Source organism: Streptomyces sp. NPDC025721 (genome assembly GCF_055558595.1).
In genome coordinates this window covers 1-25,058 of the sequence record NZ_JBVHMF010000017.1, presented here as the reverse complement: position 1 = coordinate 25,058, position 25,058 = coordinate 1, and the positions used below count along the sequence as shown (strand labels likewise).

The window sequence follows — 25,058 nt, the reverse complement described above, 5'->3', positions numbered from 1 at the left end:
GAGGGGATCGTCCCTCACGCGGCCCGGCGGCGTGCGTGGATCAGCGGACCGTCACCGTGGCGGTCTGCGTCCCCGCCGTGAAGACGTAGGCGCCGCGTGCCACCTCCTGCTTGCCCGCGCCGTTGACGTCACCGGGGGTGACGGCGAGACGGCTCGGCGGCACGTCGAGCGCGACGGTACGGGACTGCCCGGCCTTCAGGTGCACCTTGGTGAAGGCGACCAGCTTCCGGGACGGGGCGAGCACGTCGCTCGACGGCTGCGACACGAACACCGGCACCACCAGATCGCCGTCACGGCCACCGGAGTTGGAGACCTTCACCTTCAGGTGGACGGTGTCCCGGGCCCGCACGGTGGACGAGTCGGCCTTGACCGAGTCGAAGCCGTAGGTGGTGTACGACAGGCCCGCCCCGAAGGGGTAGGCGGCGTCGACGAAGGACTCGGGGCCGCCGTTGGTGCCGGGCAACTGCTGGTAGTACATCGGCTCGTTGCCGATGTCCTTGGGCCAGGTCGCGTTGAGCCGGCCGCTCGGGTTGACCTTGCCGAACAGCACGTCGGCGACGGCGTTGCCGCCCTCGCTGCCGGGCAGCCAGGACATCAGCAGGCCCTGGGTGCCGTCCGCCTCGCCGAGCACCAGCGGGCGTCCGGCGAGGACCACGGTGACCACCGGCTTGCCGGTCGCCTTGAGGGACTTCACCAACGCCACCTGGTCGGCGGTCAGTGCGGGCCGCGGGCTGTCCGCCGCGCCCTCGGCCGCCGCCTTCTCGCCGACGACCACCACGGTCAGATCGGCGTTCTTGGCCTGCGCCACCGCGTCGTCCGCGGTCTTGGCCTGGACGACCTCCGTACCGGAGGGCGCCGCCTTCTTGATGCCCTGGAGCACGGTGGTGCCGGGCAGCGTCACCCCGTCGGGCACGCCCTGCCAGCCCACCGTCCAGCCGCCGACCTGGTCGTTGATGTCGTCGGCGTAGGAACCGGCGACCACGATCTTCTTGGCGGAGGACGAGATCGGCAGCACATTGCCGTCGTTGCGCAGCAGCACCTGCGACGCGTCGGCCGCCTGCCGCGCCAGCGCGGTGTCGGCGCCGAGCACCCGGCCGTTGGCCTTCGAGGCGTCCACGTAGGGGTGTTCGAACAGGCCGAGTTCGAACTTCATCTTCAGGATGCGGGACACGGACTGGTCGATGCGCTTCTCGGTGACCAGGCCGCGCTGCACGGCGGTCTTCAGGCCGGTGCTCCAGCCCTGCGCGTCGTACGGCTCCATCGCCATGTCCAGGCCCGCGTTGACGGCCTTGGCGATGGCCTCGGGGTAGTCGGCGGCGACGTGGTACGCGGTCTGCAACGCGGCGACGTCCGCCCAGTCGCTGACCTCGACGCCGTCGAAGCCCCACTGCTTGCGCAGCACATCGGTGAGCAGGTAGTGCGAGGCGGTCGCCGGAATGCCGTTGACCGCGCCGGAGTTGATCATCACCGACTGCGCGCCCGCGTCGATGGCCTGCTTGTACGACGGCAGCAGCGTGTCCTGGAGGTAGCGCATCGAGACGTCCCCGGGCACGCGGTCGTGGCCGTTGCCGGGCTCGCCGTAGCCGGGGAAGTGCTTGACGGTGGCGGCCACGTTCTTGGCGCCGTTGGCGCCCTCGATGCCGTCGACCGCCGCGGCGGCGAGCGTGCCCGCGAGCAGCGGGTCCTCGCCGAAGGTCTCGTAGTAGCGGCCCCAGCGCTGGTCGCGCGCGATGTCGGTGACCGGCGCGAAGTTCCAGTCGATGCCGGTGGCCGCGACCGCCTTGGCGGTGGAGGCGGCGGAGTTCTTGGCCAGCGTCGGGTCCCAGGCGGAACCGAGGCCGATCTCCTGCGGGAAGATCGTGGCGCCCAGCACGTTGTTGTGGCCGTGCACGGCGTCGACGCCGTAGATGATCGGGATGTGCAGCCGGGATTTCTCGACGGCGTATTTCTGCACCGTGTTGACCATCTTCGCCCAGTTCTCGGGCGTGTTGACCGCAGGTCCCGCGCCGCCGCCGGACAGTACGGATCCGGCCGCGTTGTCGAGAAGCACGCTCTTCATGCAGGATTCGGTGAATTCGCCACCGCTCCACTCGCAGTCGCCTTGCATTCTGACCACGGAGATCTGGTCCATCTGACCGATCTTCTCGGCCAGTGTCATCCGCTTCAGCAGATCCTTCACCCGGACGTCGACCGGTGCTTTCGCGTTGGTGTACGTCGGATTGTCCCCGGCCTCCGCCGGTACGGAAGCGACCGCGGCCACACACGCCGCGGCGGTGGCGAGTGTCAGAATGACTCTGAGGCGTGGTCGTCGTCGTGCGTTCGTAGGCATCGCAGGCGTCCCGTTCCTGTCGGGGTCCCGGCCGGTTGTCGGGACCTAGTGCCGTAAACGTTTCCGATCGGCCGGAAGTCTGTCCTCGCCTTGACTGATCGTCAAGACTGTACGCAGGAGTCACCTTTCACCTGTCCCAAGTTTCCACGTTGTTCCCCTCGCGCAGAATCAGGTACGCCGTGAACATTCGTGAACTCGCCCGCCGCAGTGGTGTGTCGACCGCCACCGTGTCCCGGGCTCTCAACGACCGCGCCGAGGTGAGCGAGGCCACCCGCGCGCGAATCCGGCAACTGGCGATCGAGTTGGGTTACGCGCCCAATGAACCGGCCCGCACCCTGGTCAGGCGCCGCTCGGACACCATCGGCCTGATCTGGGACAGCGGACAGGAGGCACAGGGACTCCACAACCCTTTTCTGCTCGGCCTGTTGAGCGCGGTGCGCACCGCGCTGTCCGAGGCGGACTACCACCTGATGCTGCTGACGACGCCGGGCCCCGAGGACCCGGACGCCGCGCATCTGCAAGCGGTGCGGCGGCACAATCTCGAAGGCGTCATCGTGCTGACCACCCCCGCCGACGACCGCTGCCTGCGCGTCCTGGCCGCGTCCGCCGTGCCCTGCGCGGGCATCGACACCGCGTTCACCGGGCCGCGTACGGTACGGGTCAGCTCCGACAACGCGGCGGGCGCGGAAGCGGCGGTGGAGCATCTGTACGCGCTGGGGCACCGCAGGATCGCCACCATCACCGGTCCGCTGCACCTTCCCCCGGCCGCCGAGCGGCTGGCGGGCTACGAGCGGGCCTGCGCCCGGCTGGGGCTCCCGGTGCCGCCGCAGTACGTGACCGAGGGCGACTTCTTCCTCGACAGCGGCGAAGAGGCGGCCCGCAGGCTGCTCGCGGTGGCCGAGCCGCCGACGGCGATCTTCGCGGCGGGCGACCAGATGGCGGTCGGCGCGATGCACGCGGCGGCCGACGCCGGCCTCTCGGTGCCGCGCGATCTGGCGGTGGTCGGCTTCGACGACATCGACGCCGCCGCGCTGGTGCGCCCGGCGCTGTCCACGGTGGCGCAGGACCAGCGCGGGCTCGGCGAGGCGGCCGTGGAGGCGCTGCGCGAGCTGATCGACGCGGCGCCGGTCGACACGGCGGAGCCGCGGATCATCCCGACCCGCCTGCTGATACGCGGATCGAGTCGGCCCGGAGCGTGACGCCCCGGGCCGACTCGATGATTCGCGGGCGGCGCCGGTACGGGACCGGGCGCCCGGTGACCGCCGACGTCACTCCTTGGTGAGGTCGGTGACGTCCTCGTCGGCCAGGATCAGGTAGAGCTTCTTGCGGGCGTCGTTCACCACGGTCAGCGCCTTCGCGCGCTGCTCGGGGGTGCCGGTGGCCCACACCTGGCGGAAGGCCTCGATGAGACCGCCGCCCGCCTTCCTTATCTCGTTCATGGCATCCCAGTCGACGCCGCGGCCGGCGTCCTCCCACGGGGCCTCGGGGCCCGCGTCGGCTTCTGTCCTGCCGTTGTCGGTGAGCGTGAAGAGCTTCTTGCCGCCCTCGCTCGCGCTGCTGATCAGGCCCTCGTCCTCCAGCAGTTGCAGCGTCGGGTAGACCGAGCCGGGGCTCGGCTTCCACGCGCCGCCGCTGCGTTCGGCGATCTCCTGGATCATCTCGTAGCCGTGCATCGGGCGGTCCTTCAGCAGCGCCAGGATCGAGGCGCGTACATCGCCCCGCCGTGCCCTGCCGCGCGGTCCGCCGCGCCCCCGGCCGCCGGGCCCGAAGGGGCCTCCGCCGAAGGGCGGTCCGAACGGCCCGAAGGCCGACCGTCGCTCGTCCCGCTCGCCCCAACCGTGATGTCCGGGGCCGCGGTGTCCATGTTCGTGTCCTTGGGAACGCATGATGACGCTCCTTTCATCGTTGATCGTTCGCGATGGCTCAACGATATATCGGAACTGTTCGGATGGCAAGGCCCCAGGTCGACGGCGGCGACGGGAGGGCGACAGGGGGCCACGGGGCCGGGGCGGCACGGGTCACCAGCGGGCGCGGTCACCGGAAGCGGAATCCGCCGAACACCGCCCGCCGGGCGTGGGGCGCGCCGCTACGCTCTCGCCATGCGCATCCGAATAGTCGACGCCTTCACCGACCGCCCGTTCACCGGCAATCCGGCGGGGGTGCTGCTGCTCGACTCGGAGGAGTTTCCGCCGGACCGGTGGCTTCAGCAGGTCGCGGCGGAGCTGAATCTGTCAGAGACCGCGTTCGCGCACCGGCTGGCCGACGCGCCGGAAGCGGACTGGGCGCTGCGCTGGTTCACCCCGGTCACGGAGGTGGGGCTGTGCGGGCACGCCACGCTGGCCACCGCCCATGTGCTGCGCACCAGCGGCGCGCACAAGGGCACGGTCTGGTTCCGTACCAGCGCGGGTGTGCTGTCGGCGGAGGCGGCCGGGGACGGCTCGATCACCTTGGACTTCCCGGCGGCCCCGCTCACGCCGGTGGCCGCGCCGACGGGTGTCGCGGCGGCGCTCGGCGCCAAGCCGCTGACCGTGCTGGACACCGGCCCCGACTGCGGTGACCTGCTGATCGAGGTCACCGACGAGAAGACCGTACGGGCACTGGCGCCCGACTTCGCGGCGCTCGCCCGGCACTCGCGGCGCGGGGTGATCGCCACCGCGGCGGCCGAGGACGACTCGCGCGGATACGACTTCGTCTCGCGCGGCTTCTTCCCCGCCGTCGGCATCGACGAGGACCCGGTGACCGGCAGCGCGCACACCGCGCTGGCGCCGTTCTGGTCGCAGCGGCTCGGCCGCACGACGCTCACCGGCTTCCAGGCGTCCCCGCGCGGCGGGCTGGTCCGTACCCGGGTGCGCGGCGAGCGGGTGCTGCTGACCGGTGCCGCGGTCACCGTGGTGGACGGCGAGCTGCACGCGGTGCCGTAAGGCCGCGGTGCGTCACGGCGCGGTGCCGTAAGCGCCGTAAGGCCGTAAGCGCCGTAACGCCGTAAACGCTGTCGCAAGGGCTCCGCTCGCGCGTCACCCCGTGGGCAGCCACCCCACCTTCCCGGCCAGCAGCGCGTAGCCGACGAAGGCCACCGTGTCGATGAGGGAGTGGGCCGCCACCAGCGGCCCCACCCGGCCCCACCGCCGGTACAGCAGCACGAAGACGACGCCCATCACCATGTTGCCGACGAAGCCGCCGACGCCCTGGTAGAGGTGGTACGAGCCGCGCAGCAGCGCGCTCGCGGCCAGCGCGGCGGCCGGGCTCCAGCCCAACTGGCCGAGCCTGCGCAGCAGATAGCCGACCACGATCACCTCTTCGAGTACCGCGTTCTGCACGGCGGAGGCGATCAGGACCGGGATCTTCCACCACACGTCGGGCAGCGACTCGGGCACGACGGTGAGGTTGAAGCCGGCCGCCCTGACCCCGAGGTAGAAGGCGAGCCCGGTGCCGCCGATGACGGCCGCGACGGCCGCGCCCCGGGCCAGGTCGAGCCGCGGCCGGGTGCGGTCGAAGCCGATCACGGGCATGCCGACCCGCTCCCTGGCCAGCAGGTGGGCGACCAGCGCCACCGGGGCGAGCGCGGTGGCGATGGAGAAGACCTGCCAGGCCAGATCCAGCCACGGCCGGCCCGGCGCCTGGGAGCCGACGAGGGTGGCCGCCTGGTCCTTGAGCGCGCCCGGCCTCGTCACGGAACCGATGAAGTCGATCAGCGCGGCAACGCCGCTCGCTCCCAGCGACAGCGCCAAGACGATCAGGGTCTCGCTGCGCAGCGTCCGCCGCTGCAACCCTGCCTCCACCTCGTATGACTCTGCGTGCACGCGGACCTCCATTTACGTCATCCCGCTTCAGCGCCGTCCGCGCATGGCTATGGTCTCCGGCAAAGATACGAAGGCCGGGGTCTACTGTTCGTAGCCACCCCAGGAGAGGCACGGAGCGATGGGTCGTCACCGCATATCCGATGGCCGGGAATCGACGGGTGGAGCGCCGCCCGCCAGGACCCGGCGCCGTGCCACCGCGGCGGCCACCGCGCTGGTGATCACGGCGGGCGCGGGCACCTTCGCGGTGCTGCGCGGCGGACTGCTGCCGCTGAGCGGCGCGTGCCGCGGCGGCACGGTACGGATCGGCGCGGTCGCCTCGCCCGACATCGCGCCCGCGCTGACCGCCGTCGCCGACCGGGCGCGCCGCGAGCACGACACGACCGACGGCCGCTGTCTGGACGTCCGGGTGACCGCGCGGAACTCCGCCGACGTCGCCGCGGAACTGGTCGACAACACCAAGAAGCCGGATTTCGCGGTGTGGGTGCCGGACGACAGTCTGTGGGTGGCCCAGACGTCCGCCACCGGCAGCGCCAGGGCGCTGACGAAGCTGCGGTCGGTCGCCGAGTCCCCGGTGGTGGTCGGCGCGCTCCAGTCGCAGGCCAAGACGCTGGGCTGGCCGTCCAAGACGTACACCTGGGCGGAGTTGGCCGGGGTGGCGGGCAGCAGACCGGACCTGCGGTTCGGTACGGCCGATCCGGCGCTCAACTCCACCGGCATGCTGGCGCTGGCGATGATCAACGCGTCGATCGCGCGGGCCGGCGGGAGCGAGGGCACCGACTCCGACACGGAGTCGGCGGCTGCCGCGAAGGCCCTCGCGCAGCGGACCGAGCCCAGCGACGAGCAGGCGGTCGCGACGCTGCCGCGCGACACGACGCCTGCGGAGCTGGCCGACCCCAAGCGGAGCCAGGCGCTGATCCTGTCCGAACAGGCCGCGTTCGCGCACAACGGCGGTTCCGCGCCGCCGCTGCGGCTGTTCTACCCCTCGGACGGCGCGGCGACCCTGGACTACCCGTACACGATGGTCGACGACCTGCATCTGAGCACCGATCAGGGCCGGGCCGCCAACCGCTTCCTGACCCTGCTGGGCAACGACGAGGGCGTGCGGACGATCGCGGACGCGGGTTTCCGTACGCCCGGCGGCGATCCGGGCACGGAGACCGTGCGGCGCGCGGGCGGCCAGTCGCCGCAGCCCCTGTCGGCCACGCCCGCGCCCTCACCCTCCGCGCCCGAGCTCCAAAAGCTCCGGCTGATGTGGCAGATCACCGTGCAGAGCGCGCGGATCACCACGGTCGTGGACGTGTCCGGCTCGATGGCCGACGTCGTCCCCGGTTCGGGCGGCAGGTCGCGGCTCGACATCACCAAGGAGTCGCTGCGGCAGGCGCTGTCGCAGTTCACCCCGAAGGACGAGATCGGGCTGTGGCGCTTCTCCACCCGGCTCAGCGGCTCGCGCGACTACCAGGAGATCGTCCGCACCGGCCCGCTCGGCGGCACCGTCGCCAAGGGCGTCACGCGCCGCCAGCAGCTCGACAGCGCGTTCCATGACCTCCAGCCGGTGCCGGGCGGCTCGACCGGCCTGTACGACACGGCGCTCGCGGTCTACCAAAGCGCCGTCTCCTCGTACGGGACCGGCAAGTTCAACGCGGTGGTGATCCTCACCGACGGCGCCAACGAGGACCCGGGCAGCATCTCGCTCAACGCCCTGACGTCCAGGCTGAAGACGCTCGACGACCCGGCGCGGCCGGTGCCGCTGATCGCCATCGCGGTCGGCGCGAACGCCGACAAGGCGGCCTGCGACCGCATCGCGAAGGCCACCGGCGGGGCCGCGTATCAGGTCAACGACCCCTCGGAGATCCAGGCGGTCCTGCTGAAGGCCGTCGTGGCGGCGGCCACCAGCGCCGCCGCGAAGGCGCCCTGAGGCCGCTGTACGGGCCCGCGCCGCACGAGGCCCCCGTGCGCCACGGCTCACGCCACCGGCCAGGAGTGCACCGGCTCGCCGTCCAGCATGAGTTCGCGGTACCGCTGGGTCATCGCGGCGAGCGCGGGCCGCCGGTCGAGGCCGCGTTCCAGCATCCGGTGGAAGACCGCCGACTGCCATTCGGCGCCGTTGGTACGGCGGCGGCAGCGCTGTTCGATGATGCCGAGGTAGTGGTCGCGGTCGACGGCCTCGATGCCCCACGCGTCGAGCCCCGCCGCGGCCAGCGGCAGCAGTTCGTCGAGGATCAGGTCGGTGGCGGGGATCTCCGCGAGGCCGCCGTTGCGGCCGCGCGGCCACTGGAGGACCGCGCCGATGCCGTCGCGGCAGGACGCCTCGAAGTTGGCCGCGGCGGCGGCGAAAGGCAGCTTGTGCCAGACCGGGCGTGACGCCTCGGCCAGGGCGCGGACCAGACCGTAGTAGAAGGCGGTGTTGGCGACGACGTCGGCCACCGTGGGACCGGCGGGCATCACCCGGTTCTCCACGCGCAGGTGCGGGACGCCGTCGACCACCTGGTAGACGGGACGGTTCCAGCGGTAGATCGTGCCGTTGTGCAGGGTGAGTTCGCGCAACTGCGGCACTCCCCCGTCGTCCAGCACCCGCAGCGGGTCCTCCTCGTCGCAGATCGGCAGCAGCGAGGGGAAGTACCGTACGTTCTCCGCGAAGAGGTCGGCAGCGGAGTCGATCCAGCGCTCGCCGAACCACGTGATGGGCCGCACCCCTTGGGCCACCAGCTCCTCCGGGCGGACGTCGGTGGCCTGGAGGAACAGCGGTGCGCGGGTCTCGCGCCACAGCTCACGGCCGAAGAGGAACGGCGAGTTGGCGCCGACGGCCACCTGCGGTCCCGACACGACCTGCGCCGCGTTCCACACGTCGGCGAAGCGGCCGGGGGTGACCTGGAGGTGCATCTGGGTGGAGGTGCAGGCGGCCTCGGGCGCGATGGACGCGGACGTGTAGAGCAGGCGTTCGGCGCCCTCGATGTCGAGGGTGATGTCCTCACCGCGCATCGCCAGTATCCGCTCGTTGAGCAGCGTGTACCGGTCGGCGCGGGAGAGGTTGGCGGAGACCAGGTCCTGGGCCTCCAGGGTGGGCAGAATTCCTACCATCACGATGTGCGCGCCCACCTCGCGGGCCATCCGGTCGGCATACCCGAGACCGATCCGCAGTTCCTCGGCGAGGCGGTCCATGACCCGGCCGGAAAGCCGGTGCGGCGCGATGTTTACTTCAATATTGAACTGCGCGAGCTCGGTCTGGAAATCCCGGCTCGCGATGCGCTCGAGCACCTCTTCGTTCATCATGCGCGGCAGCCCGTCGGAATCCGCGAGATTCAATTCGATCTCCAGACCCATCAGATTGCGCGGCCGGTCGAATCGCTTCTCGTCCAACAGCCGCTCCAGCCCCACGAGACACTGCCGCAGCTTGCGCCGGTACAGCCTCCGGTCGGCCAGGTCGAACCCGTTGGCAACGACCTTCTCGCCCATCGACGCGTCCTTCCTCGTACGGATACTCACGGGAGGATGCCCACCCAAATGATCGATAACGCCACGGCGGCCCCGCGTCTGCCACTAGGCTGTGCACAACGGCTAACACAGTGGGTTCCTGTGGCACATACCACGGTCACGGCGCGGCGTAAAAACTTCGTGAATACGACCGGCGGGATCCAGCCGTCCGCAGCGGGCAGAAATATGCGGCGCACACCGCGCACCCTGCACGAATGCTTCGTGGGCCATCACAGAAGAAGGCGATTTCTCGCCTTGCGCGTAATACTGGCTGCGACTAGACGAAACACGGAGCGAACACACGTCGTATAAACTCCGTGAACAAGGCAAAGCATCCGCCCTCGCCGGACGCGCCTGAGCCGATCCCCTTTCCGCCCTCATGCGCCGTCCGCACCCCTGCCCCCGCACCACTGTTTGTCTCCCAGTGAGAGGCGACACCATGCCGCTGCTTGTCCCCCCAGCACCTGCTCCCGCCCTGCGGAGCATCCTGGCCGCGCTCAGCTCTCCCACCGCGGTCCAGGAGGCCCGGACGCCCGCGCTGCGGAACGCCCAAGGGCCCCTCACCGCCGAACACCCGCTCCCTGTCCATGTGTTCGAACCGGCGGACGTCCCCGGCGGCCTGCCTCGCGCACGATTGACCGGCTGGCGGTTCCACATCCTCGCCGGGGGCTGGCCGCAAGGCACCGTCGCCGCGGGCGAGACCGTGGCGACGGCTGACGGCTGGGTCTTCTCGCGCTTCTCCGAGGGGCCGTTCCTGGCCTCCACCGAGCGGGCGCTGCGCCAGGGGGACACGCTGCCCGCCACTTACCAACCGCATCTGCTCTCCGTGCCCAGCCTGTACATGCTGGCGCTGTGGCTGCACTGCGACCCGCGTGCCGACGCCTCGACGGCCCAGCCCACCCCGGCGGACGTGCTGGTGCCGCTGGCCCCCGCGCCGCCCGGCATCGCCCCGCACCGCCTGCACCGGCTGGCGGAGCTGATGCCGCTGCTCTCGGTACGGATGGCGCCGCCGCCGCTGCTGGGGTCGCCCGCCTGACGGCCTGTCGCCGCCTCTCCACGGTGCCCCCGCGAGCCACTGGGCCGCGGGGGCACCGTCGCGTCCCGCCCTCGCAACCGTCCGGCGGAGTGACGCGTCCTGTCCTCCAAGGGATTGCCTGCGTGAAATCCCTGCGGATCGACGTCAGTAGAGCAACACTGGGAACGGCCGTACCAACGGGGGAACGGAAATGAACCAGTCAGGCAGCGCAATCATCCGCACCAGCCACCTCTCGCAGCGAAAGACACCATCCATGTGCCAGCACAAGCCCCAGTGCCCCACCGCAGAGTGCCCCGACCGTGAGGCCGCGCACACCCTGGCCCACCACCCGGAGCAGGGCTGGAGCCTGCTGTGCAACGGCGTGCTCCTCTTCGAGGACACCGGCGAGCTGCTGCCCGACGGGCAGATCATCGCGCCGCACCGCCCCCTGGGCACCGAGCAGATCACCGCCGCGGCCTGACCGGTACGGGGCCGCCCGCACACGAGACCGCGCCGCACCGCGCACCGCCCCACACACAGAGCCGGTTCCACTGCTGACAGCGGAACCGGCTTCGTCATGTGCGGGCAGCCTCGCGCGAGACCGCCGGGCCCGTACCACCGGACCCGGTCGGCCCAACGCGCTCAGCTCTCGTACACGCTCAGCTCTCGTACGCGTCCAGCGGCGGGCAGGAGCAGACCAGATTGCGGTCGCCGAAAGCGCCGTCGATCCGCCGTACCGGCGGCCAGTACTTGTCGGCCGCGACGACCCCGGCGGGGAAGACCGCCTCCTCGCGGCTGTACGGGTGCGCCCAGTCGCCGCCGAGCGCCGCCGCGGTGTGCGGGGCGTTGCGCAGCGGGTTGTCGTCGGCCGGCCAGTCGCCCGCGCCGACCCGGTCGATCTCGCCGCGGATCGCGACCATGGCGTCGCAGAAACGGTCCAGCTCCGCCAGGTCCTCGCTCTCGGTCGGCTCGATCATCAGCGTGCCCGCCACCGGGAAGGACATCGTCGGCGCGTGGAAGCCGTAGTCGATCAGCCGCTTGGCGATGTCGTCGACGCTGACGCCGGTCTCCTTGGCCAACGGCCGCAGGTCGATGATGCACTCGTGCGCGACCAGCCCGCCGGGGCCGGTGTAGAGCACGGGGAAGTGCGGCTCCAGCCGCTTGGCGACGTAATTCGCGCCCAGTACCGCCATCTGGGTGGCCTGCTTGAGCCCTTCCGCGCCCATCAGCCGTACATACGTCCAGGAGATCGGCAGGATGCCCGCCGAGCCCCACGGCGCGCCCGAGACGGGGCCGACGCCGGTGGCAGGTCCCGCGGTGGGCTGGAGCGGGTGGTTCGGCAGGTACGGCGCCAGGTGCGCGCGGACCGCGACCGGGCCGACGCCGGGGCCGCCGCCGCCGTGCGGGATGCAGAAGGTCTTGTGCAGGTTCAGGTGCGAGACGTCCGCCCCGAACCGGCCGGGCCTGGCCAGACCGACCAGCGCGTTGAGATTCGCGCCGTCCACGTACACCTGGCCGCCCGCGTCGTGCACGGCCGCGCAGACGTCGGTGATGTTGTCCTCGAACACGCCGTGCGTGGACGGGTAGGTGACCATCAGCACGGCGAGCTGGTCACGGTGCTGCTCGATCTTGGCGTGCAGGTCGGTGACGTCCACGTCGCCGTTCTCGCCGGTCTTGACCACGACGACCTTCATGCCCGCCATCACCGCGCTCGCGGCGTTGGTGCCGTGCGCGGAGGACGGGATCAGGCAGACGGTACGGCCGGTGTCGCCGTTGGCGCGGTGGTAGGCGCGGACCGCGAGCAGCCCGGCCAGTTCGCCCTGGGAGCCCGCGTTGGGCTGGAGGCTGACCTTGTCGTAGCCGGTGACCTCGGCGAGCTGGTCCTCCAGGCCGTGGATCAGCGCCAGGTAGCCCTCGGCCTGCTCGACCGGCGCGAAGGGGTGCAGCGCGCCGAATTCGGGCCAGGTGACCGGCTCCATCTCGGTGGTCGCGTTGAGCTTCATCGTGCAGGAGCCCAGCGGGATCATCCCGCGGTCCAGCGCGTAGTCGCGGTCGGCCAGCCGCCGCAGGTAGCGCAGCATCGCGGTCTCGCTGCGGTGCTGGTGGAAGACGGGGTGGGTCAGATACGCGTCGGTGCGCAGCAGTCCGGCGGGCAGCGCGTCCTCGGTGGCCGCGTCCAGCGCGTCGAGGTCCGCGGCGCTTCCCTGGACGCCGAAGGCGTCGAGGACGGCCGCGACGCGGGCCCGGTCGGTGGTCTCGTCGCAGGCGATACCGACCAGGTCGGCGTCGGTCAGCCGCAGATTGACCCCGGCCTGACGGGCGGCGGCCACGACCTCGGCCGCGCGTCCCGGCACCCGCGCGGTGAGCGTGTCGAAGTAGCCGTCGTGCACGATCTCGACGCCGCCCGCGCGCAGACCCGCGGCGAGCACCGCGGCGTAGCGGTGGGTGCGGCCGGCGATCTGCGCGAGCCCGTCGGGGCCGTGGTAGACCGCGTACATCGCGGCCATCACGGCGAGCAGGACCTGCGCCGTACAGATGTTGCTGGTGGCCTTCTCGCGGCGGATGTGCTGCTCGCGGGTCTGGAGGGCCAGCCGGTAGGCGCGGTTGCCGTCGGCGTCCACGGAGACGCCGACGAGGCGGCCGGGCAGGTTGCGGGCGTAGGAGTCGCGTACGGCCATGTATCCGGCGTGCGGTCCGCCGAAGCCCATGGGGACGCCGAAGCGCTGGGTGGTGCCCACCGCGATGTCCGCGCCCAGCTCGCCGGGCGAGGTGAGCAGCGTCAGCGCCAGCAGGTCGGCGGCGACGGTCACGACCGCGCCCAGCTCGTGCGCGCGCTCGATGACCGGGCGCGGGTCCCGTACGGCGCCCGAGGCGCCCGGGTACTGGAGCAGGACGCCGAAGACGCCACGCTCGGCGATCTCCGCCGGGATGCCCTCGGACAGGTCGGCGACGACGACCTCGACGCCGGTCGGCTCCGCGCGGGTCCGGATCACCGCGACGGTCTGCGGGAAGGTGTCGGCGTCGACCAGGAAGACGCCCTGCTTGACCTTGCCGACCCGGCGGGACAGCGCCATCGCCTCGGCCGCCGCGGTGCTCTCGTCGAGCAGCGAGGCGCCGGAGGTGGGCAGCCCGGTGAGGTCGGCGACGACGGTCTGGAAGTTGAGCAGCGCCTCCAGGCGGCCCTGCGAGATCTCCGGCTGGTACGGCGTGTAGGCCGTGTACCAGGACGGGTTCTCCATCACATTGCGCAGGATGACGGGCGGGGTGAAGGTGCCGTAGTAGCCCAGGCCGATCATCGGAGCCAGCACCTGATTGCGGTCCGCCAGCGCCCGCAGCTCGGCCAGCGCCTCGGCCTCGGTGCGGGCCTCGGGCAGCGCCAGGGCCTGCGCGCTCCTGATGGTGTCGGGCACGGCCGCTTCGGTGAGTTCGTCCAGGGAGCCGTAGCCGACCTGGGCGAGCATCTTCGCCTGCGCCGCTGCGTCGGGTCCGATGTGGCGCCTGGCGAACGGCACGCCCGCTTCCAGCTCGGCGAGGGGAATGCGACGGGAAGTCATCTGCGGAGGCCTCCTGGTCTGCGACGACCTTCGGGGGGTGCCGCGACGCGCGGACACCCGTACGGCCTCCCCCTCTGTCATCAGAACCTGAGAGCTTCACCGCCCCCGTGGGAGCGGCTTTCACCGTCGGTGAGGGCCCGTGCCGGAAAACCGCTCCCGGTGCGTGCCCTGCTTTCCAGAGTGACCTCGTCCATGCGGTACGGATGCCTGAGAGATTCCGGGGAGGATTTGCTCCTTCGGCGCCTCCGACACTGTCTCGGAGGCTCTCCCGCACGGGGTCTGCGGCCGATCACCAGCCTACCAGCGAGGCGGCGGGACCCGGCGGGGGCGGGGGGCGGTGATCACCGCCCGAGTCGACACCGGCCAGGATGTGCCTTTGGCTGTACCCAGACATCGCTCGTCATTGGTTGGAGGGACCGTGCAGACCGACATCGATCCGCGCAGCCTGATCGGCCGCCGCGTCTTCGACCATGACGGTACGAAGATCGGCACGGTGGACGAGGTGTACCTCGACGACGCGACCGGCATACCGGAGTGGGCGGCCGTCAGGACCGGGCTGTTCACGCGCGACGCGTTCGTACCGCTGGAGCCCAGCGAAGTGGTGGACGACGAATTGCGGGTGCCGTACAAGAAGTCGCTGATCAGGGACGCGCCGGACTTCGGTGTGGGGCGCCACCTGTCGCCGGAGCAGGAGTTGCAGCTCTACCACCACTACGGGATGGACGTGCCGACGTCCGGCTCGGAGCCGCCGCCGCCCCCCGACCGGGACTTCGGGCGGCTCGCGGGCGAGGACTGAGCGTCCTCCTCCCCCTGGCCCGCACTCTCTTCCTCCCCCTGCCCCACGCCCTCTTCCTTCCCCCGGCCCGCACCCGCCGCTTCCCCCGGGTCGAGCGGCAGCGGATCGCGGTGCGCGAGCGCCGGGTCGTCCACGGCGAAGGTCCGCACCCGGCCGGGCACGGTGTCCGAGGGCACCTCGAAGCGCACGGTGACCCGCCCGACCCCGCTTCCCTGCACCCATCCGGAGCCGTACGTCTCGTGCTCCACGTCCTGGCCCGGCCACCAGAGCCTGGCCCGCTCCGGCGCGGGCGGCGGCGCCGAGGGCAGCTCCTCGGGCGCGTTCTCGTCCTCCTCGCCCTCCCCCGCCGCGTGCGCGAACAGATCCTCCTGCGTGAAGTCGGCGAGCCCAGCGACGCCCACCCCGAGCAGCCGCACACCGCCGGTGGTGTCGACAGCCTCCATCAGCCGCCTGGCGGTCTCCCGTACGAGTCCCGGGTCGTCGGTCGGCGCCCGCAGCGTCTCGGAGCGCGTCAGGGTCGAGAAGTCGTATCTGCGGACCTTGACGACCACCGTCCGCCCGGAGCGGCCCGCGCCGCGCAGCCGCTGCACGCAGCGCTCGGCGAGCCGGTCGATCTCGTACCGCACATGGGCGCGGTCGGTGAGGTCGGCGTCGAAGGTGTCCTCGACGGAGATGGACTTGACGTCGCGGTCGGCGACCACGGGGCGGTTGTCGAGGCCGGCGGCCATCGAGTGCAGGCCCGTGCCGTGCGCCTTGCCGAGCAGCCGGACCAGCTCCGGCTCCCCCGCGTGCACGATCTCGCCGACGGTGGTGATGCCCACGCGCCGCAGATGCTCGGCGGTGGCGGGCCCGACGCCGGGCAGGGTGCGTACCGGCATCGGTTCGAGCAGCGCGCGCTCGGTGCCGGGCTCGACGACGACCAGGCCGTCCGGCTTGGCCTGCTCGGAGGCGATCTTCGCCAGCAGCTTCGACCCGGCGAGCCCCACCGAGGCGGTGAGCCCGGTGCTGGCCCGGATCTCGGCGCGCAGCCGCCGGGCGACCGCCCGCGGGTCCGCGCCGTGCCCGCCCGCCTCCAGGTCCACGAACGCCTCGTCCAGGCTCAGCGGCTCTATCAGGGGTGACACCTCGTGCAGCAGCGCCATCACGGCCTCGCTGATCTGCCGGTAGATGCCGAAGCGCGGTACGAGATAGGCGGCGTTGGGGCTGAGGCGGCGGGCGTGGGCCATCGCCATCGCGGAGTGGACGCCGTGGACGCGCGCCTCATAGGACGCGGTCGATACGACGCCGCGGGGGCCGAGGCCGCCGACCACCACCGGCTTGCCCCGCAGGCTCGGCTTCGACGCCTGTTCGACCGCGGCGAAGAACGCGTCCATGTCCAGATGCAGGATCGTCGGCGCACTTCTCACAAGTACCGATCGTGCCGCACGACACCGACAATCGCCGTACACGTGTACGGCACGGCGTCGGTAAGCCGCTCAGACCGCCCGATTGCGCCGCTTCGCCAGCTCGTCGGACGGATTGTCGCCGACCAGGGTCTCGCCGGTGTCCACCCGCTCCCCGTGCATCTGGGACAGCGAACTCTCCACGTCCCGCCAGACCACGCCCACGGCGATGCCGAAGACCCCCTGGCCCCCCTGGAGCAGATCCACCACCTCGTCGGGCGAGGTGCACTCGTAGACCGTGGCACCGTCGCTCATCAGCGTCATCCTGGCCAGCTCCGTCGGCCCGACGGAGCGCAGGTGCCGCACCGCCGTCCGGATGTTCTGGAGCGAGACGCCGGTGTCCAGCAGCCGCTTCACTATCTTCAGGACGACGACGTCCCGGAAGCTGTAGAGCCGCTGCGTGCCGGAGCCGTAGGCAGGGCGGACGCTGGGCTCGACCAGGCCGGTACGGGCCCAGTAGTCGAGCTGGCGGTAGGTGATGCCGGTCGCCGCGCACGCGGTGGGCCCGCGGTAGCCGATCTGCTCGGGCGGTACGTCCTGTGCCGCCCCGCCGCCGCCCGCGTCAGCGGTGGCGCGCGCCAGTGCCCCCTGGGTCGGATACGGGCCGCCGGTCGCCAGACCGTCGCCGGTGCTTCTCACGCCGCCCTCCGTCCCTTCGCGTCCCGGGGCCGCGTGCACGTGCCATCGGGACTTTCCTCTCCGAAGGTAGGCAGTCGCCAGGGGTGCGTCAACGATCGCCACACTCGGCACGCCGAGTGATATTCACCCCACGAGTGGTTTGGCGTGTCCCGGTATCGGGAACGGCTCACTGGTTGCTCGTGCCGAAGTCCTCGGGCGAGATCTGGTCGAGGAACTCGCGGAACTTCTCCACCTCGTCCTCCTGCTCGTCCGGGATCGCGATCCCGGCGTCGTCGAGCACCCCGTCACTGCCGTAGATCGGCGTACCGGTGCGCAGCGCGAGGGCTATGGCGTCGGACGGACGGGCGCTGACCTCCACGCCGCTGGCGAACACCAGCTCGGCGTAGAAGACGCCTTCGCGCAGGTCGGTGATACGGACCTCGGTCAGCGTCTGTCCGACCGCTTCGAGTACGTCCTTGAAGAGGTCATGCGTGAGCGGTCGCGCAGGCGTCATGCCCTGCTGCGCGAAAGCGATGGCCGTCGCCTCTCCCGGCCCGATCCAGATGGGCAGGTACCGGTCGCCTCCCACTTCACGCAGGAGCACGATCGGTTGATTGGAGGGCATTTCGACCCGGACACCCACAACGTCGAGCTCGTTCACACAGCAACCCTAGGACGTGCCTGCCGGGTTTGGGTAGTCGGGCACCCCCTGGGCCGGACTTCGGCGGCTTCGTGAAGCCCGGCACAAAGTCGGCACGGGCCCCGCGGGAGACCGCTGAAAAGCCCGTACCCGCCCGGTACCGGCGCCTTTACAGGGCGTGGGAAAAACCGAAAAACCGCTCAGAGGAGCTTGACCCGCAGCGCGGACTGCACCATCGCCGCGTGCAGCCGAACGGAGAGCGCGGCCAGCTCGCGCGCGGTGACCTCGGCGTGGGTGCGCGTCTGCGGATTGCGGTGCCGCCGCAGCGGCGCCACGACCTGCTCTACCAGACCCGCCTCCCGGTCGGCAGCGGCCTTCACCGCCCGCAAATGGCGCGGTTCGAGCCCGAAACGGCCGAGGTCGACGATGAGTCGTCCGATGTTCACCGTGTCGGCGTCGTACCCGCCGTCCCGGCCGGCCTCGACCAGGCCGTAGGACTCCCACTGGTCCAGTTCCTCGCCGTCGGCCCCGGTGGCCGCCAGCAGCTCCGTACGGCCGATCCGCAGCTCCGCGGGCGCCTGGGGCTCGATGGCGGCCTCCTGGGCCTCCCTGGACTCCGCGGGACCCGGCAGCGCCACGTGCTCGCCGCGGTCGAGCGCGTCCAGGTGCTCCCTGATCACCCGCAGCGGCAGGTAGTGGTCGCGCTGCACGCGCAGGATGTAGGCGAGCCGCTCGACGTCACGGGCCGCGAACTTGCGGTATCCGGACGGGGTGCGCTGCGGCTCGACCAGACCCTCGGCCTCCAGGAAACGGATCTTGGAGATGGTGACCTCGGGGAACTCGTCCTGGAGCTGCCCCAGGACGGCGCCGATGCTCAACAGCGCGCTGTCGGCGGTGGCGGTGCCGTCTCCGGCACCGCCCTGCGTTCTCGGCATGAACACCTTCCCTGGGGTCCCCCGGACCGGGTCCGGGGGAAAAGAGCTAGATCCCCCGCTGGCTCGCGTAGAAGACCAACCTGTACTTGCCGATCTGGACCTCGTCACCGTTGGACAGCGGCACCGCGTCGATCCGCTCCCGGTTGACGTACGTGCCGTTGAGGCTGCCGACGTCGGAGACGGTGAAGCCGCCGTCCGGGCCGCGGCGGAACTCCACATGGCGACGGGAGACCGTGACGTCGTCCAGGAAGATGTCGCTCTGCGGGTGGCGGCCGGCCGTGGTCAGCTCACCGTCCAGCAGGAAGCGGCTGCCCGAGTTCGGCCCCCGTCGCACGATCAGCAGCGCGGAGCCCATCGGCAGGGCGTCCACGGCCGACTGCGCCTCGGAGGAGAGCGACGGCGTCACATGCTGGCCGGTGACCTCCGCCTCGTACGCCTCGAGGCCCGAGATGGAGATCGTGGAGGTGGTCTCGGACGCGCGTTCCTGCCCGGCCCCTGAACCGCGCAGCGGCGCGCCGCAGTTGTTGCAGAAGCGGCTCGCCTCCGCGTTCGTGTGCCCGCACCGCGTACAAACCGGCAAGCCGAACCCTCCACCCGGGGTTGAGGTTGATGGTTCCCCGAAACCTATGCGGGGGGACGAGGCAGGGTCAACAGGCGCCACGCCGGGGCCACCGGAAAAGTCGCCGCCGCCTTGCTGGTCCTCGTGCCGGAACAGCGGGCGGTCGCCGGACTGGCTCTCCTCCCCGGTGTTCCGCGGAGCACGGTGGCGCGCCGTCGCCGGGTCACCCGACTGCCGCGCGCTCTTGCCGAAAAACTTCCCAAACAACTTCACGGGCGATTCCCCTTGAAAGAAACAGACCCGCCCGTGGGGCAGGACGAACCCTCGCTACACACAGTTTCCACCACACAGCACCCCACAGATGCCCCGACCCCCCGCCTCACTGGGATGACGACCGAGCGTAGTCAGGCTGCTTCGACGGCCGCAAGGCGGACACAACGATCTTCTGCGACCTGACGACATCGGCCGTGGCCTGCTCCTTCTCCAGCGTCTGCACGACCCCGCCCGGGATGTTGAGGGCGGGCTCCAGATCCTGCGGATTTCCGATCACCTTGAACTCGTACGGCTGGGACACCTTGTGGCCGTCGATGAGCACACCGTCCGTACCCTCCGTGAAGTACGTGTCGGCGACGACCCGTACATCGTTGATCTGGATCGCCTCCGCACCGGCCGCCCGGAGTTCCTGAAGGGTGTCCAGGAGCGAGTCTGCCTGGACACCGCCCTTGGGGTCGGAGATCGTCAGCGTGATACCCGGCCCCTGGGCGGCCACCGTGCCCGCCAGGATGCCGAGCTGCTGCGCCTTGGCCTGGGTCTGCTTGAGCGCCTCCGCGGCCTGGTTGGAACTGGTCTCCAGCTCCGACCGCTGGCTCTCCAGACCCCGCTTCTCGTCCTCGAGCCGCTGGGTGCGGTTGTCCAGCTCGGTCAGGATGCGGACCAGGTCCTCCTTGCGCGCGCCGCGCAGCGCGCCGCCGCTGTCGCTCGTGGAGCTGACCTGGATCGCCAGCCCGAGGCCGAGGACGAACAGCAGGACGGCCACGGTGAGCTGGGCGCGTGACAGCCTCGGCGGCCACAGCCCGGCGACCAGCCGCTGCCGCCCGGTGACCGGCGGCGCGGCGTGCTCCGGCTCATGGGCGTGCGCGGCGTGGGCGGGTTCGTGATCGTGCGCGGCGTGGGCCGGGCCGTGCTGCTGGCGGTCCCGCCCGTCGTCCGCGGACTCGTGGTGCTCGTCGCTCATACCGTCGTCACGCCCGGAAGACGTGGCGGCGGATGGCCGCCGCGTTGGAGAAGATCCGGATGCCGAGGACGACCACGACGCCGGTGGAGAGCTGCGCGCCCACCCCGAGCTTGTCGCCGAGGAAGACGATCAGCGCCGCCACCACCACGTTGGACAGGAAGGAGACCACGAAGACCTTGTCGTCGAAGATCCCGTCCAGCATCGCCCGCAGGCCGCCGAAGACCGCGTCGAGAGCGGCGACGACGGCGATCGGCAGATACGGCTCGACCCCGGTCGGCACCACGGGACGGACCACGAGCCCGACCACGACTCCCACGACGAGGCCCAGTACGGCGATCACTTCGAACCCTTCCCTGTTGTGGCGGAGTCCGCCTTCTGCTGGCCGGGGACCGGCTTGGCATACCGCACGATCAGGCTGGGCGCGGCGGCCAGGTGCAGCGTGCCCTGGACGGAGATGCTCGCGCGGATGCCGTAGTTCTGCTCCAGGACGTGCAGGTACTGACCGTCCGCACTGTCCTGGAATGCCGCGCTCAACCGCTCCCCGTCCCCGATCGCCAGCACCGTGTACGGCGGCGCCAGCGGCTTGTTGTCGACCAGTATGGCGTCACCGGCGGCCCGGATGGCGGACAGGGCGGTGAGCCGTTGGCCGTTGACGGTGATCGCCTCGGCTCCCGAGGACCACAGCCCGTTCACCACGCGCTGCATGTCGCGGTCGCGGACCCTGCCGGTGTCGGAGAAGCCGCTGCTCTCCCGCGGGCCGCCTGTGCCGCCTTCTGACGCCTCCTTGGCGTCGTCCACGACCAGCTTGACGCCGGGACCGTCCACCGGGGTCGCGCCCGACAGCAGCTCGACCAAGGCGCTGCTGTCGCCGCCGTGGTCCTCCAACGCGGCCCGCTGCTCGGCGGCCACGGTGTCGCGCAGGCCGTCCACACTGCTCTGGAGCTTGTCGGCGCTGTCGGTCTCGGTCTTCACCTGGTCGATGAGCTTCTGCCGCTCCTTGGCCTCGGTGGGCGCGGCCACCCGCGTCTGGGCCGCGCCCACCGTGACGACGATGGCGGCGAGTACGAGACCCGCGGCCAGGCCCAGCTTTCCGCTCAACCGCTTCGGCAGCCTGGAGGTGCCGACCTCGCCGCGGCGCGCGGCGGCCTCCGCGTACCCGTCGTCGAGACTGTGCTCCATGACGTTGGTGAGCAACGACATCGAGGCGTCAGGACGCCGCCGGGCAGCCCCGGGGACGGGGCTGCTCCGATCGGGTTGCTGCTGCGGCATGCCGCACATCGTCGCACGTCGGGGCCGCCACACTCGAATGGCCCCCTCACGGCGCGCCGTTCGGCCGAAGGATCAGCGCCCGGCGCTCTCCACGACCTCCGCCCACTCGTCGAGCAGTGCCTCCGCGGAGGTGTCGTCGGGCCCTTCCGCCCACAGATGCGTGACGGCCTCCGCCGGGTCGGGCAGCACCATCACCCAGCGTCCGTCCGCCTCGACCACGCGCACGCCGTCGGTGGTGTCCACCGAGCGGTCGCCCGCCGACTCCACCACGCGCCGCATCACGGAACCCTTGACGGCCCACGGTGTCGGCACGTCCCGCTTGATGACGTGAGCGCGCGGGATACGGGCGTCGATCTGGCTGAGCGTGAGCTGCGTACGCGCCACCAGTCCGATCAGCCGCACGAAGGCGGCCGATCCGTCGAAGACGCTGCTGAACTCCGGAATGATGAAGCCGCCGCGCCCGTCGCCGCCGAAGATGGTGCCCTCGGCCCTGCCGACCCTGGTCAGGTCGTCGGGCGACGTCGTCGTCCACTCGACCTGGGTGCCGTGGTACGCGGCGACCTGCTCGCCGATCCGGGTCGTGGTCACGGGCAGTGCCACCCGGCCGCTGCGGCGCTCGGCCGCGACGAGGTCGAGCATGACCAGCAGCGCCCGGTCGTCCTCGATGATCCGGCCCCGCTCGTCCACCAGTGACAGCCGCTCGCCCACGGGGTCGAAGCGCACGCCGAAGGCGGCCCGCGCCGAAGCGACGATCTCACCGAGGCGTACGAGTCCGGCCCGCCGGCTCTCGGTGGTCTCGGTCGGACGAGCCTCGTCCAGACCGGGGTTGACGGTGAGCGCGTCCACGCCGAGCCGTCCGAGGAGGCTGGGCAGTACGAGCCCGGCACTGCCGTTGGCCGCGTCAACCACGACCTTCAGACCGGCGTCGGCGATCCCGGAGATGTCCACGGCCCGCAGCAGCGCGCCGGTGTAGGAGTCGAAGACCGTGGCGGGGAACCGCAGGTCGCCGATCTCGCCGGGGAACGCCCTGCGGTACTCCTGACGGGCGAAGACCCGGTCCAGCTTCCGCTGTCCGGCCGCGGACAGGTCCGCGCCCCGCTCGTCGAAGAACATGATGTCCAGCGAGTCCGGCCGCCCCGGTGAGGTCCGGATCATGATGCCGCCCGCGCTGCCGCGCGCGGTCTGCTGCCGTGCCACGGGCATCGGCACGTTCTCCAGGTCGCGCACGTCGATCGCGCTGGTCTGGAGCGCGGAGATCACCGCCCGCTTGAGCGCACGCGCACCACGTGAGTGGTCACGAGCGGTGGTGACCGTCGCGCCCTTCTTCAACGTGGTCGCGTACGCGCCCGCCAGCCGTACGGCCAGCTCGGGGGTGATCTCGACGTTCAGAATGCCGGATACGCCTCGGGCGCCGAACAGATGCGCCTGCCCGCGCGACTCCCAGATGACCGAGGTGTTGACGAAGGCGCCGGCCTCGATCGTCTTGAACGGATAGACGCGTACGTTGCCGGCGATGTTCGATTCCTCGCCGATCAGGCACTCGTCGCCGATGACCGCGCCGTCGTCGATTCGCGCGGCCCGCATGACATCGGTGTTCTTGCCGATGACGCAGCCGCGCAGATTGGTCTGCTGGCCGATGTAGACATTGTCGTGGATGACGGCCTTGTGCAGGAAAGCGCCTGTTTTCACGACCACATTGGAGCCGATGACGCTGTGCTCGCGAATCTCGGCGCCCGCCTCGACCTTGGCGTAGTCGCCGATGAAGAGCGGGCCGCGCAGGATGGCGTCGTGGTGCACCTCGGCGCCTTCCGCGACCCACACGCCGGGGGAGATCTCGAAGCCGTCGATGTCGACGTCGACTTTGCCCTCGAGTACGTCGGCCTGGGCCTTCACGTAGCTCTCGTGGGTGCCGACGTCCTCCCAGTAGCCCTCGGCGATGAAGCCGTAGACGGGCTTGCCCTCCTTCATGAGCTGCGGGAAGACGTCGCCCGACCAGTCGACGGACACGTCGGCCTGGACGTAGTCGAAGACCTCGGGCTCCATCACGTAAATGCCGGTGTTCACCGTGTCGGAGAACACCTGGCCCCAGGTGGGCTTCTCCAGGAAGCGTTCCACCTTGCCTTCGTCGTCGACGATGGTGATACCGAATTCGAGGGGATTGGGGACCCGGGTCAGGCAGACCGTGACCATGGCTCCCTTCTCCTTGTGGAATTCGATCAGCTCGGTGAGATCGAAGTCCGTCAGGGCATCACCGGAGATCACGAGGAAGGAGTCGTCCTTCAACGCCTCTTCGGCGTTCTTGACGCTTCCGGCCGTCCCCAGCGGCTTCTCCTCGTTGGCGTAGGTGAGCTCCATTCCAAATTCTTCGCCGTCCCCGAAATAATTCTTCACCAGGGAGGCGAGGAACTGGACAGTCACCACCGTCTCAGTGAGTCCATGCCGCTTGAGCAGTGTCAGAACATGCTGCATGATCGGGCGATTCACCACTGGCAGCAGAGGTTTGGGCATGCTCGAGGTCATTGGGCGAAGGCGAGTGCCTTCACCGCCGGCCATGACAACCGCCTTCATGTCGGAACGTCCTCCTCGTGACTCAGTCAGCCGTGGTGTCCGCCCGCACAAGTCGGCGGACCTGCACCACATAGAGGATCCCTGCCCACCAGTACAGGGTTGTACCCCAACCTGCGAACGCCCAGCCGAAAATAGACGCCAGTGTCGCAAGCCATCCGCTTCCGTCGCTCAGGAGGAGCAGCGGAAAGGCGTACATGAGGTTGAAGGTAGCCGCTTTCCCGATGAAGTTCACCTGGGGAGGTCCGTACCCGTGCCTCCGCAGAATCAGCAGCATCACCGCCATCACGGCCTCACGGGCCAGCAGCAGGACCGTTACCCACAGTGGGAGGATGTCGCGCCATGTGAGTCCTACCAGCGTGGACAGTACAAACAGCCGGTCCGCCGCGGGATCGAGAACCCGGCCGAGACTGCTGACCTGATTCCACCGCCGGGCCAGCTTGCCGTCCAGATAGTCACTGATGCCGCTCAGGGCGAGTACGAGCAGCGCCCAGCCGTCAGCCTTCGGTCCGCCGAACTCGGGCCACAGAATCAGCCACAGGAACACGGGTACGCCCACCAGGCGGGCCATACTCAGGATGTTGGGGATCGTGAAGATCCGATCCGTTTGCACCCTTGTCTCCTGGACCTCCACCGGGGCCCCTCCTGTATGTATGTCCTGACGTTTCGGGCCAGACTCTACCGCAGACGCAAAAGAGGCCCGGCGTCGGATCCTAAGATCCGAGGCCGGGCCTCTTCCATAAAGATTGTTCGGCGGTGTCCTACTCTCCCACAGGGTCCCCCCTGCAGTACCATCGGCGCTGAAAGGCTTAGCTTCCGGGTTCGGAATGT

The 25,058-nt window shown here is 70.6% G+C and carries 21 protein-coding genes, 1 rRNA gene and 2 riboswitches; of the genes, 6 read left to right on the top strand and 16 right to left on the bottom strand.

The features are described 5' to 3' along the window. Positions 1-40: 40 nt before the first annotated feature. Entirely contained in the window at positions 41-2,260 is a 2,220-nt protein-coding gene (locus tag ACZ4EF_RS22905; protein ID WP_391051133.1) for a glycoside hydrolase family 3 N-terminal domain-containing protein, read from the bottom strand. 248 nt (positions 2,261-2,508) lie between these two features. Here ACZ4EF_RS22905 and ACZ4EF_RS22900 point away from each other — a divergent pair, with 248 nt between their 5' ends. Beyond that, positions 2,509-3,528, top strand: coding sequence for a LacI family DNA-binding transcriptional regulator (locus tag ACZ4EF_RS22900; protein ID WP_391051132.1), 1,020 nt, complete (start codon positions 2,509-2,511; stop codon positions 3,526-3,528). 69 nt (positions 3,529-3,597) lie between these two features. Here the strand turns inward: ACZ4EF_RS22900 and ACZ4EF_RS22895 are convergent, their stop codons facing one another. Beyond that, the gene (locus tag ACZ4EF_RS22895; RefSeq protein ID WP_188283150.1) at positions 3,598-4,215 is read right to left on the bottom strand and encodes a PadR family transcriptional regulator; all 618 of its coding nucleotides are present in this window, start codon (positions 4,213-4,215) and stop codon (positions 3,598-3,600) included. Between the two features lie 213 nt (positions 4,216-4,428). Between ACZ4EF_RS22895 and ACZ4EF_RS22890 the strand changes: the two genes are divergently transcribed. After that, on the top strand, positions 4,429-5,250 hold the full coding sequence (locus ACZ4EF_RS22890) for a PhzF family phenazine biosynthesis protein (protein WP_355335705.1): 822 nt from the start codon (positions 4,429-4,431) through the stop codon (positions 5,248-5,250). A gap of 93 nt (positions 5,251-5,343) precedes the next feature. Here the strand turns inward: ACZ4EF_RS22890 and ACZ4EF_RS22885 are convergent, their stop codons facing one another. Beyond that, entirely contained in the window at positions 5,344-6,141 is a 798-nt protein-coding gene (locus ACZ4EF_RS22885; protein ID WP_391051129.1) for a CPBP family intramembrane glutamic endopeptidase, read from the bottom strand. Between the two features lie 106 nt (positions 6,142-6,247). Here ACZ4EF_RS22885 and ACZ4EF_RS22880 point away from each other — a divergent pair, with 106 nt between their 5' ends. Next, positions 6,248-8,044 (top strand): substrate-binding and VWA domain-containing protein, encoded by a 1,797-nt coding sequence (locus tag ACZ4EF_RS22880; protein WP_467506274.1) that lies wholly within the window; start codon positions 6,248-6,250, stop codon positions 8,042-8,044. A gap of 47 nt (positions 8,045-8,091) precedes the next feature. Here ACZ4EF_RS22880 and ACZ4EF_RS22875 read toward each other — a convergent pair whose 3' ends face one another. After that, positions 8,092-9,582 (bottom strand): glutamate-cysteine ligase family protein, encoded by a 1,491-nt coding sequence (locus ACZ4EF_RS22875; protein ID WP_355335712.1) that lies wholly within the window; start codon positions 9,580-9,582, stop codon positions 8,092-8,094. Positions 9,583-10,039: 457 nt separating this feature from the next. Between ACZ4EF_RS22875 and ACZ4EF_RS22870 the strand changes: the two genes are divergently transcribed. Next, positions 10,040-10,636 carry a hypothetical protein gene (locus ACZ4EF_RS22870; protein WP_355335715.1) on the top strand — a complete coding sequence of 199 codons (597 nt, stop codon included), beginning with the start codon at positions 10,040-10,042 and terminating at the stop codon, positions 10,634-10,636. Between the two features lie 253 nt (positions 10,637-10,889). After that, positions 10,890-11,096: a DUF5999 family protein gene (locus ACZ4EF_RS22865; protein WP_355335718.1), complete on the top strand. Its 207-nt coding sequence runs from the start codon at positions 10,890-10,892 to the stop codon at positions 11,094-11,096. Positions 11,097-11,274: 178 nt separating this feature from the next. On the opposite strand, the gene gcvP is transcribed toward ACZ4EF_RS22865, so the two are convergent. Then, the gene (gcvP, locus tag ACZ4EF_RS22860) at positions 11,275-14,169 is read right to left on the bottom strand and encodes an aminomethyl-transferring glycine dehydrogenase (protein WP_467506273.1); all 2,895 of its coding nucleotides are present in this window, start codon (positions 14,167-14,169) and stop codon (positions 11,275-11,277) included. 64 nt (positions 14,170-14,233) lie between these two features. Beyond that, positions 14,234-14,354: riboswitch (glycine riboswitch) on the bottom strand. Next, a riboswitch (glycine riboswitch) is annotated at positions 14,355-14,450 on the bottom strand. A gap of 137 nt (positions 14,451-14,587) precedes the next feature. Here gcvP and ACZ4EF_RS22855 point away from each other — a divergent pair. Then, positions 14,588-14,965, top strand: a complete 378-nt coding sequence (locus tag ACZ4EF_RS22855) for a PRC-barrel domain-containing protein (RefSeq protein WP_401719789.1) — start codon at positions 14,588-14,590, stop codon at positions 14,963-14,965. Here the strand turns inward: ACZ4EF_RS22855 and ACZ4EF_RS22850 are convergent. The 11 genes from ACZ4EF_RS22850 to rrf all read right to left on the bottom strand — a co-directional run. Next, on the bottom strand, positions 14,881-16,371 hold the full coding sequence (locus ACZ4EF_RS22850; RefSeq protein ID WP_401719786.1) for a DNA polymerase IV: 1,491 nt from the start codon (positions 16,369-16,371) through the stop codon (positions 14,881-14,883). The two genes, ACZ4EF_RS22855 and ACZ4EF_RS22850, sit on opposite strands and share 85 nt — an antisense overlap. Positions 16,372-16,440: 69 nt before the next feature. Beyond that, positions 16,441-17,046, bottom strand: a complete 606-nt coding sequence (locus ACZ4EF_RS22845) for a MerR family transcriptional regulator (protein WP_355335727.1) — start codon at positions 17,044-17,046, stop codon at positions 16,441-16,443. A gap of 166 nt (positions 17,047-17,212) precedes the next feature. After that, a complete protein-coding gene (locus tag ACZ4EF_RS22840) occupies positions 17,213-17,686 on the bottom strand; it encodes a bifunctional nuclease family protein (protein ID WP_031518684.1) in 474 nt (157 codons plus the stop codon). Positions 17,687-17,865: 179 nt separating this feature from the next. After that, positions 17,866-18,600: a transcriptional regulator FtsR gene (gene ftsR / locus ACZ4EF_RS22835; RefSeq protein ID WP_355335731.1), complete on the bottom strand. Its 735-nt coding sequence runs from the start codon at positions 18,598-18,600 to the stop codon at positions 17,866-17,868. Positions 18,601-18,646: 46 nt separating this feature from the next. Continuing rightward, complete coding sequence (locus ACZ4EF_RS22830) at positions 18,647-19,180, bottom strand: FHA domain-containing protein (RefSeq protein ID WP_355335734.1); 534 nt, start codon at positions 19,178-19,180, stop codon at positions 18,647-18,649. Positions 19,181-19,538: 358 nt separating this feature from the next. After that, entirely contained in the window at positions 19,539-20,393 is an 855-nt protein-coding gene (locus ACZ4EF_RS22825; RefSeq protein WP_391051113.1) for a DUF881 domain-containing protein, read from the bottom strand. A 7-nt stretch (positions 20,394-20,400) separates the two neighbouring features. Continuing rightward, on the bottom strand, positions 20,401-20,733 hold the full coding sequence (locus ACZ4EF_RS22820; RefSeq protein WP_033175851.1) for a small basic family protein: 333 nt from the start codon (positions 20,731-20,733) through the stop codon (positions 20,401-20,403). Beyond that, on the bottom strand, positions 20,730-21,671 hold the full coding sequence (locus ACZ4EF_RS22815; protein WP_391051111.1) for a DUF881 domain-containing protein: 942 nt from the start codon (positions 21,669-21,671) through the stop codon (positions 20,730-20,732). Before ACZ4EF_RS22815 ends, ACZ4EF_RS22820 begins: the two co-directional genes overlap by 4 nt. A gap of 63 nt (positions 21,672-21,734) precedes the next feature. Then, a complete protein-coding gene (locus ACZ4EF_RS22810) occupies positions 21,735-24,230 on the bottom strand; it encodes a mannose-1-phosphate guanyltransferase (protein WP_355335743.1) in 2,496 nt (831 codons plus the stop codon). Between the two features lie 22 nt (positions 24,231-24,252). After that, positions 24,253-24,861 (bottom strand): CDP-alcohol phosphatidyltransferase family protein, encoded by a 609-nt coding sequence (locus ACZ4EF_RS22805; RefSeq protein WP_355335745.1) that lies wholly within the window; start codon positions 24,859-24,861, stop codon positions 24,253-24,255. Between the two features lie 114 nt (positions 24,862-24,975). Beyond that, positions 24,976-25,058 (bottom strand): 5S ribosomal RNA (gene rrf / locus ACZ4EF_RS22800); the annotation flags it as partial.

Excerpts from the sequence above, each read along its gene's own strand:
- ACZ4EF_RS22895 (WP_188283150.1), bottom strand. The coding sequence starts at position 4,215 with ATGCGTTCCCAAGGACACGAACATGGACACCGCGGCCCCGGACATCAC.
- ACZ4EF_RS22815 (WP_391051111.1), bottom strand. The coding sequence starts at position 21,671 with ATGTGCGGCATGCCGCAGCAGCAACCCGATCGGAGCAGCCCCGTCCCC.
- ACZ4EF_RS22885 (WP_391051129.1), bottom strand. The coding sequence starts at position 6,141 with ATGGAGGTCCGCGTGCACGCAGAGTCATACGAGGTGGAGGCAGGGTTG.
- ftsR (WP_355335731.1), bottom strand. The coding sequence starts at position 18,600 with ATGCCGAGAACGCAGGGCGGTGCCGGAGACGGCACCGCCACCGCCGAC.
- gcvP (WP_467506273.1), bottom strand. The coding sequence starts at position 14,169 with ATGACTTCCCGTCGCATTCCCCTCGCCGAGCTGGAAGCGGGCGTGCCG.
- ACZ4EF_RS22865 (WP_355335718.1), top strand. The coding sequence starts at position 10,890 with ATGTGCCAGCACAAGCCCCAGTGCCCCACCGCAGAGTGCCCCGACCGT.
- ACZ4EF_RS22810 (WP_355335743.1), bottom strand. The coding sequence starts at position 24,230 with ATGAAGGCGGTTGTCATGGCCGGCGGTGAAGGCACTCGCCTTCGCCCA.
- ACZ4EF_RS22880 (WP_467506274.1), top strand. The coding sequence starts at position 6,248 with ATGGGTCGTCACCGCATATCCGATGGCCGGGAATCGACGGGTGGAGCG.
- ACZ4EF_RS22825 (WP_391051113.1), bottom strand. The coding sequence starts at position 20,393 with ATGAGCGACGAGCACCACGAGTCCGCGGACGACGGGCGGGACCGCCAG.
- ACZ4EF_RS22890 (WP_355335705.1), top strand. The coding sequence starts at position 4,429 with ATGCGCATCCGAATAGTCGACGCCTTCACCGACCGCCCGTTCACCGGC.
- ACZ4EF_RS22870 (WP_355335715.1), top strand. The coding sequence starts at position 10,040 with ATGCCGCTGCTTGTCCCCCCAGCACCTGCTCCCGCCCTGCGGAGCATC.
- ACZ4EF_RS22875 (WP_355335712.1), bottom strand. The coding sequence starts at position 9,582 with ATGGGCGAGAAGGTCGTTGCCAACGGGTTCGACCTGGCCGACCGGAGG.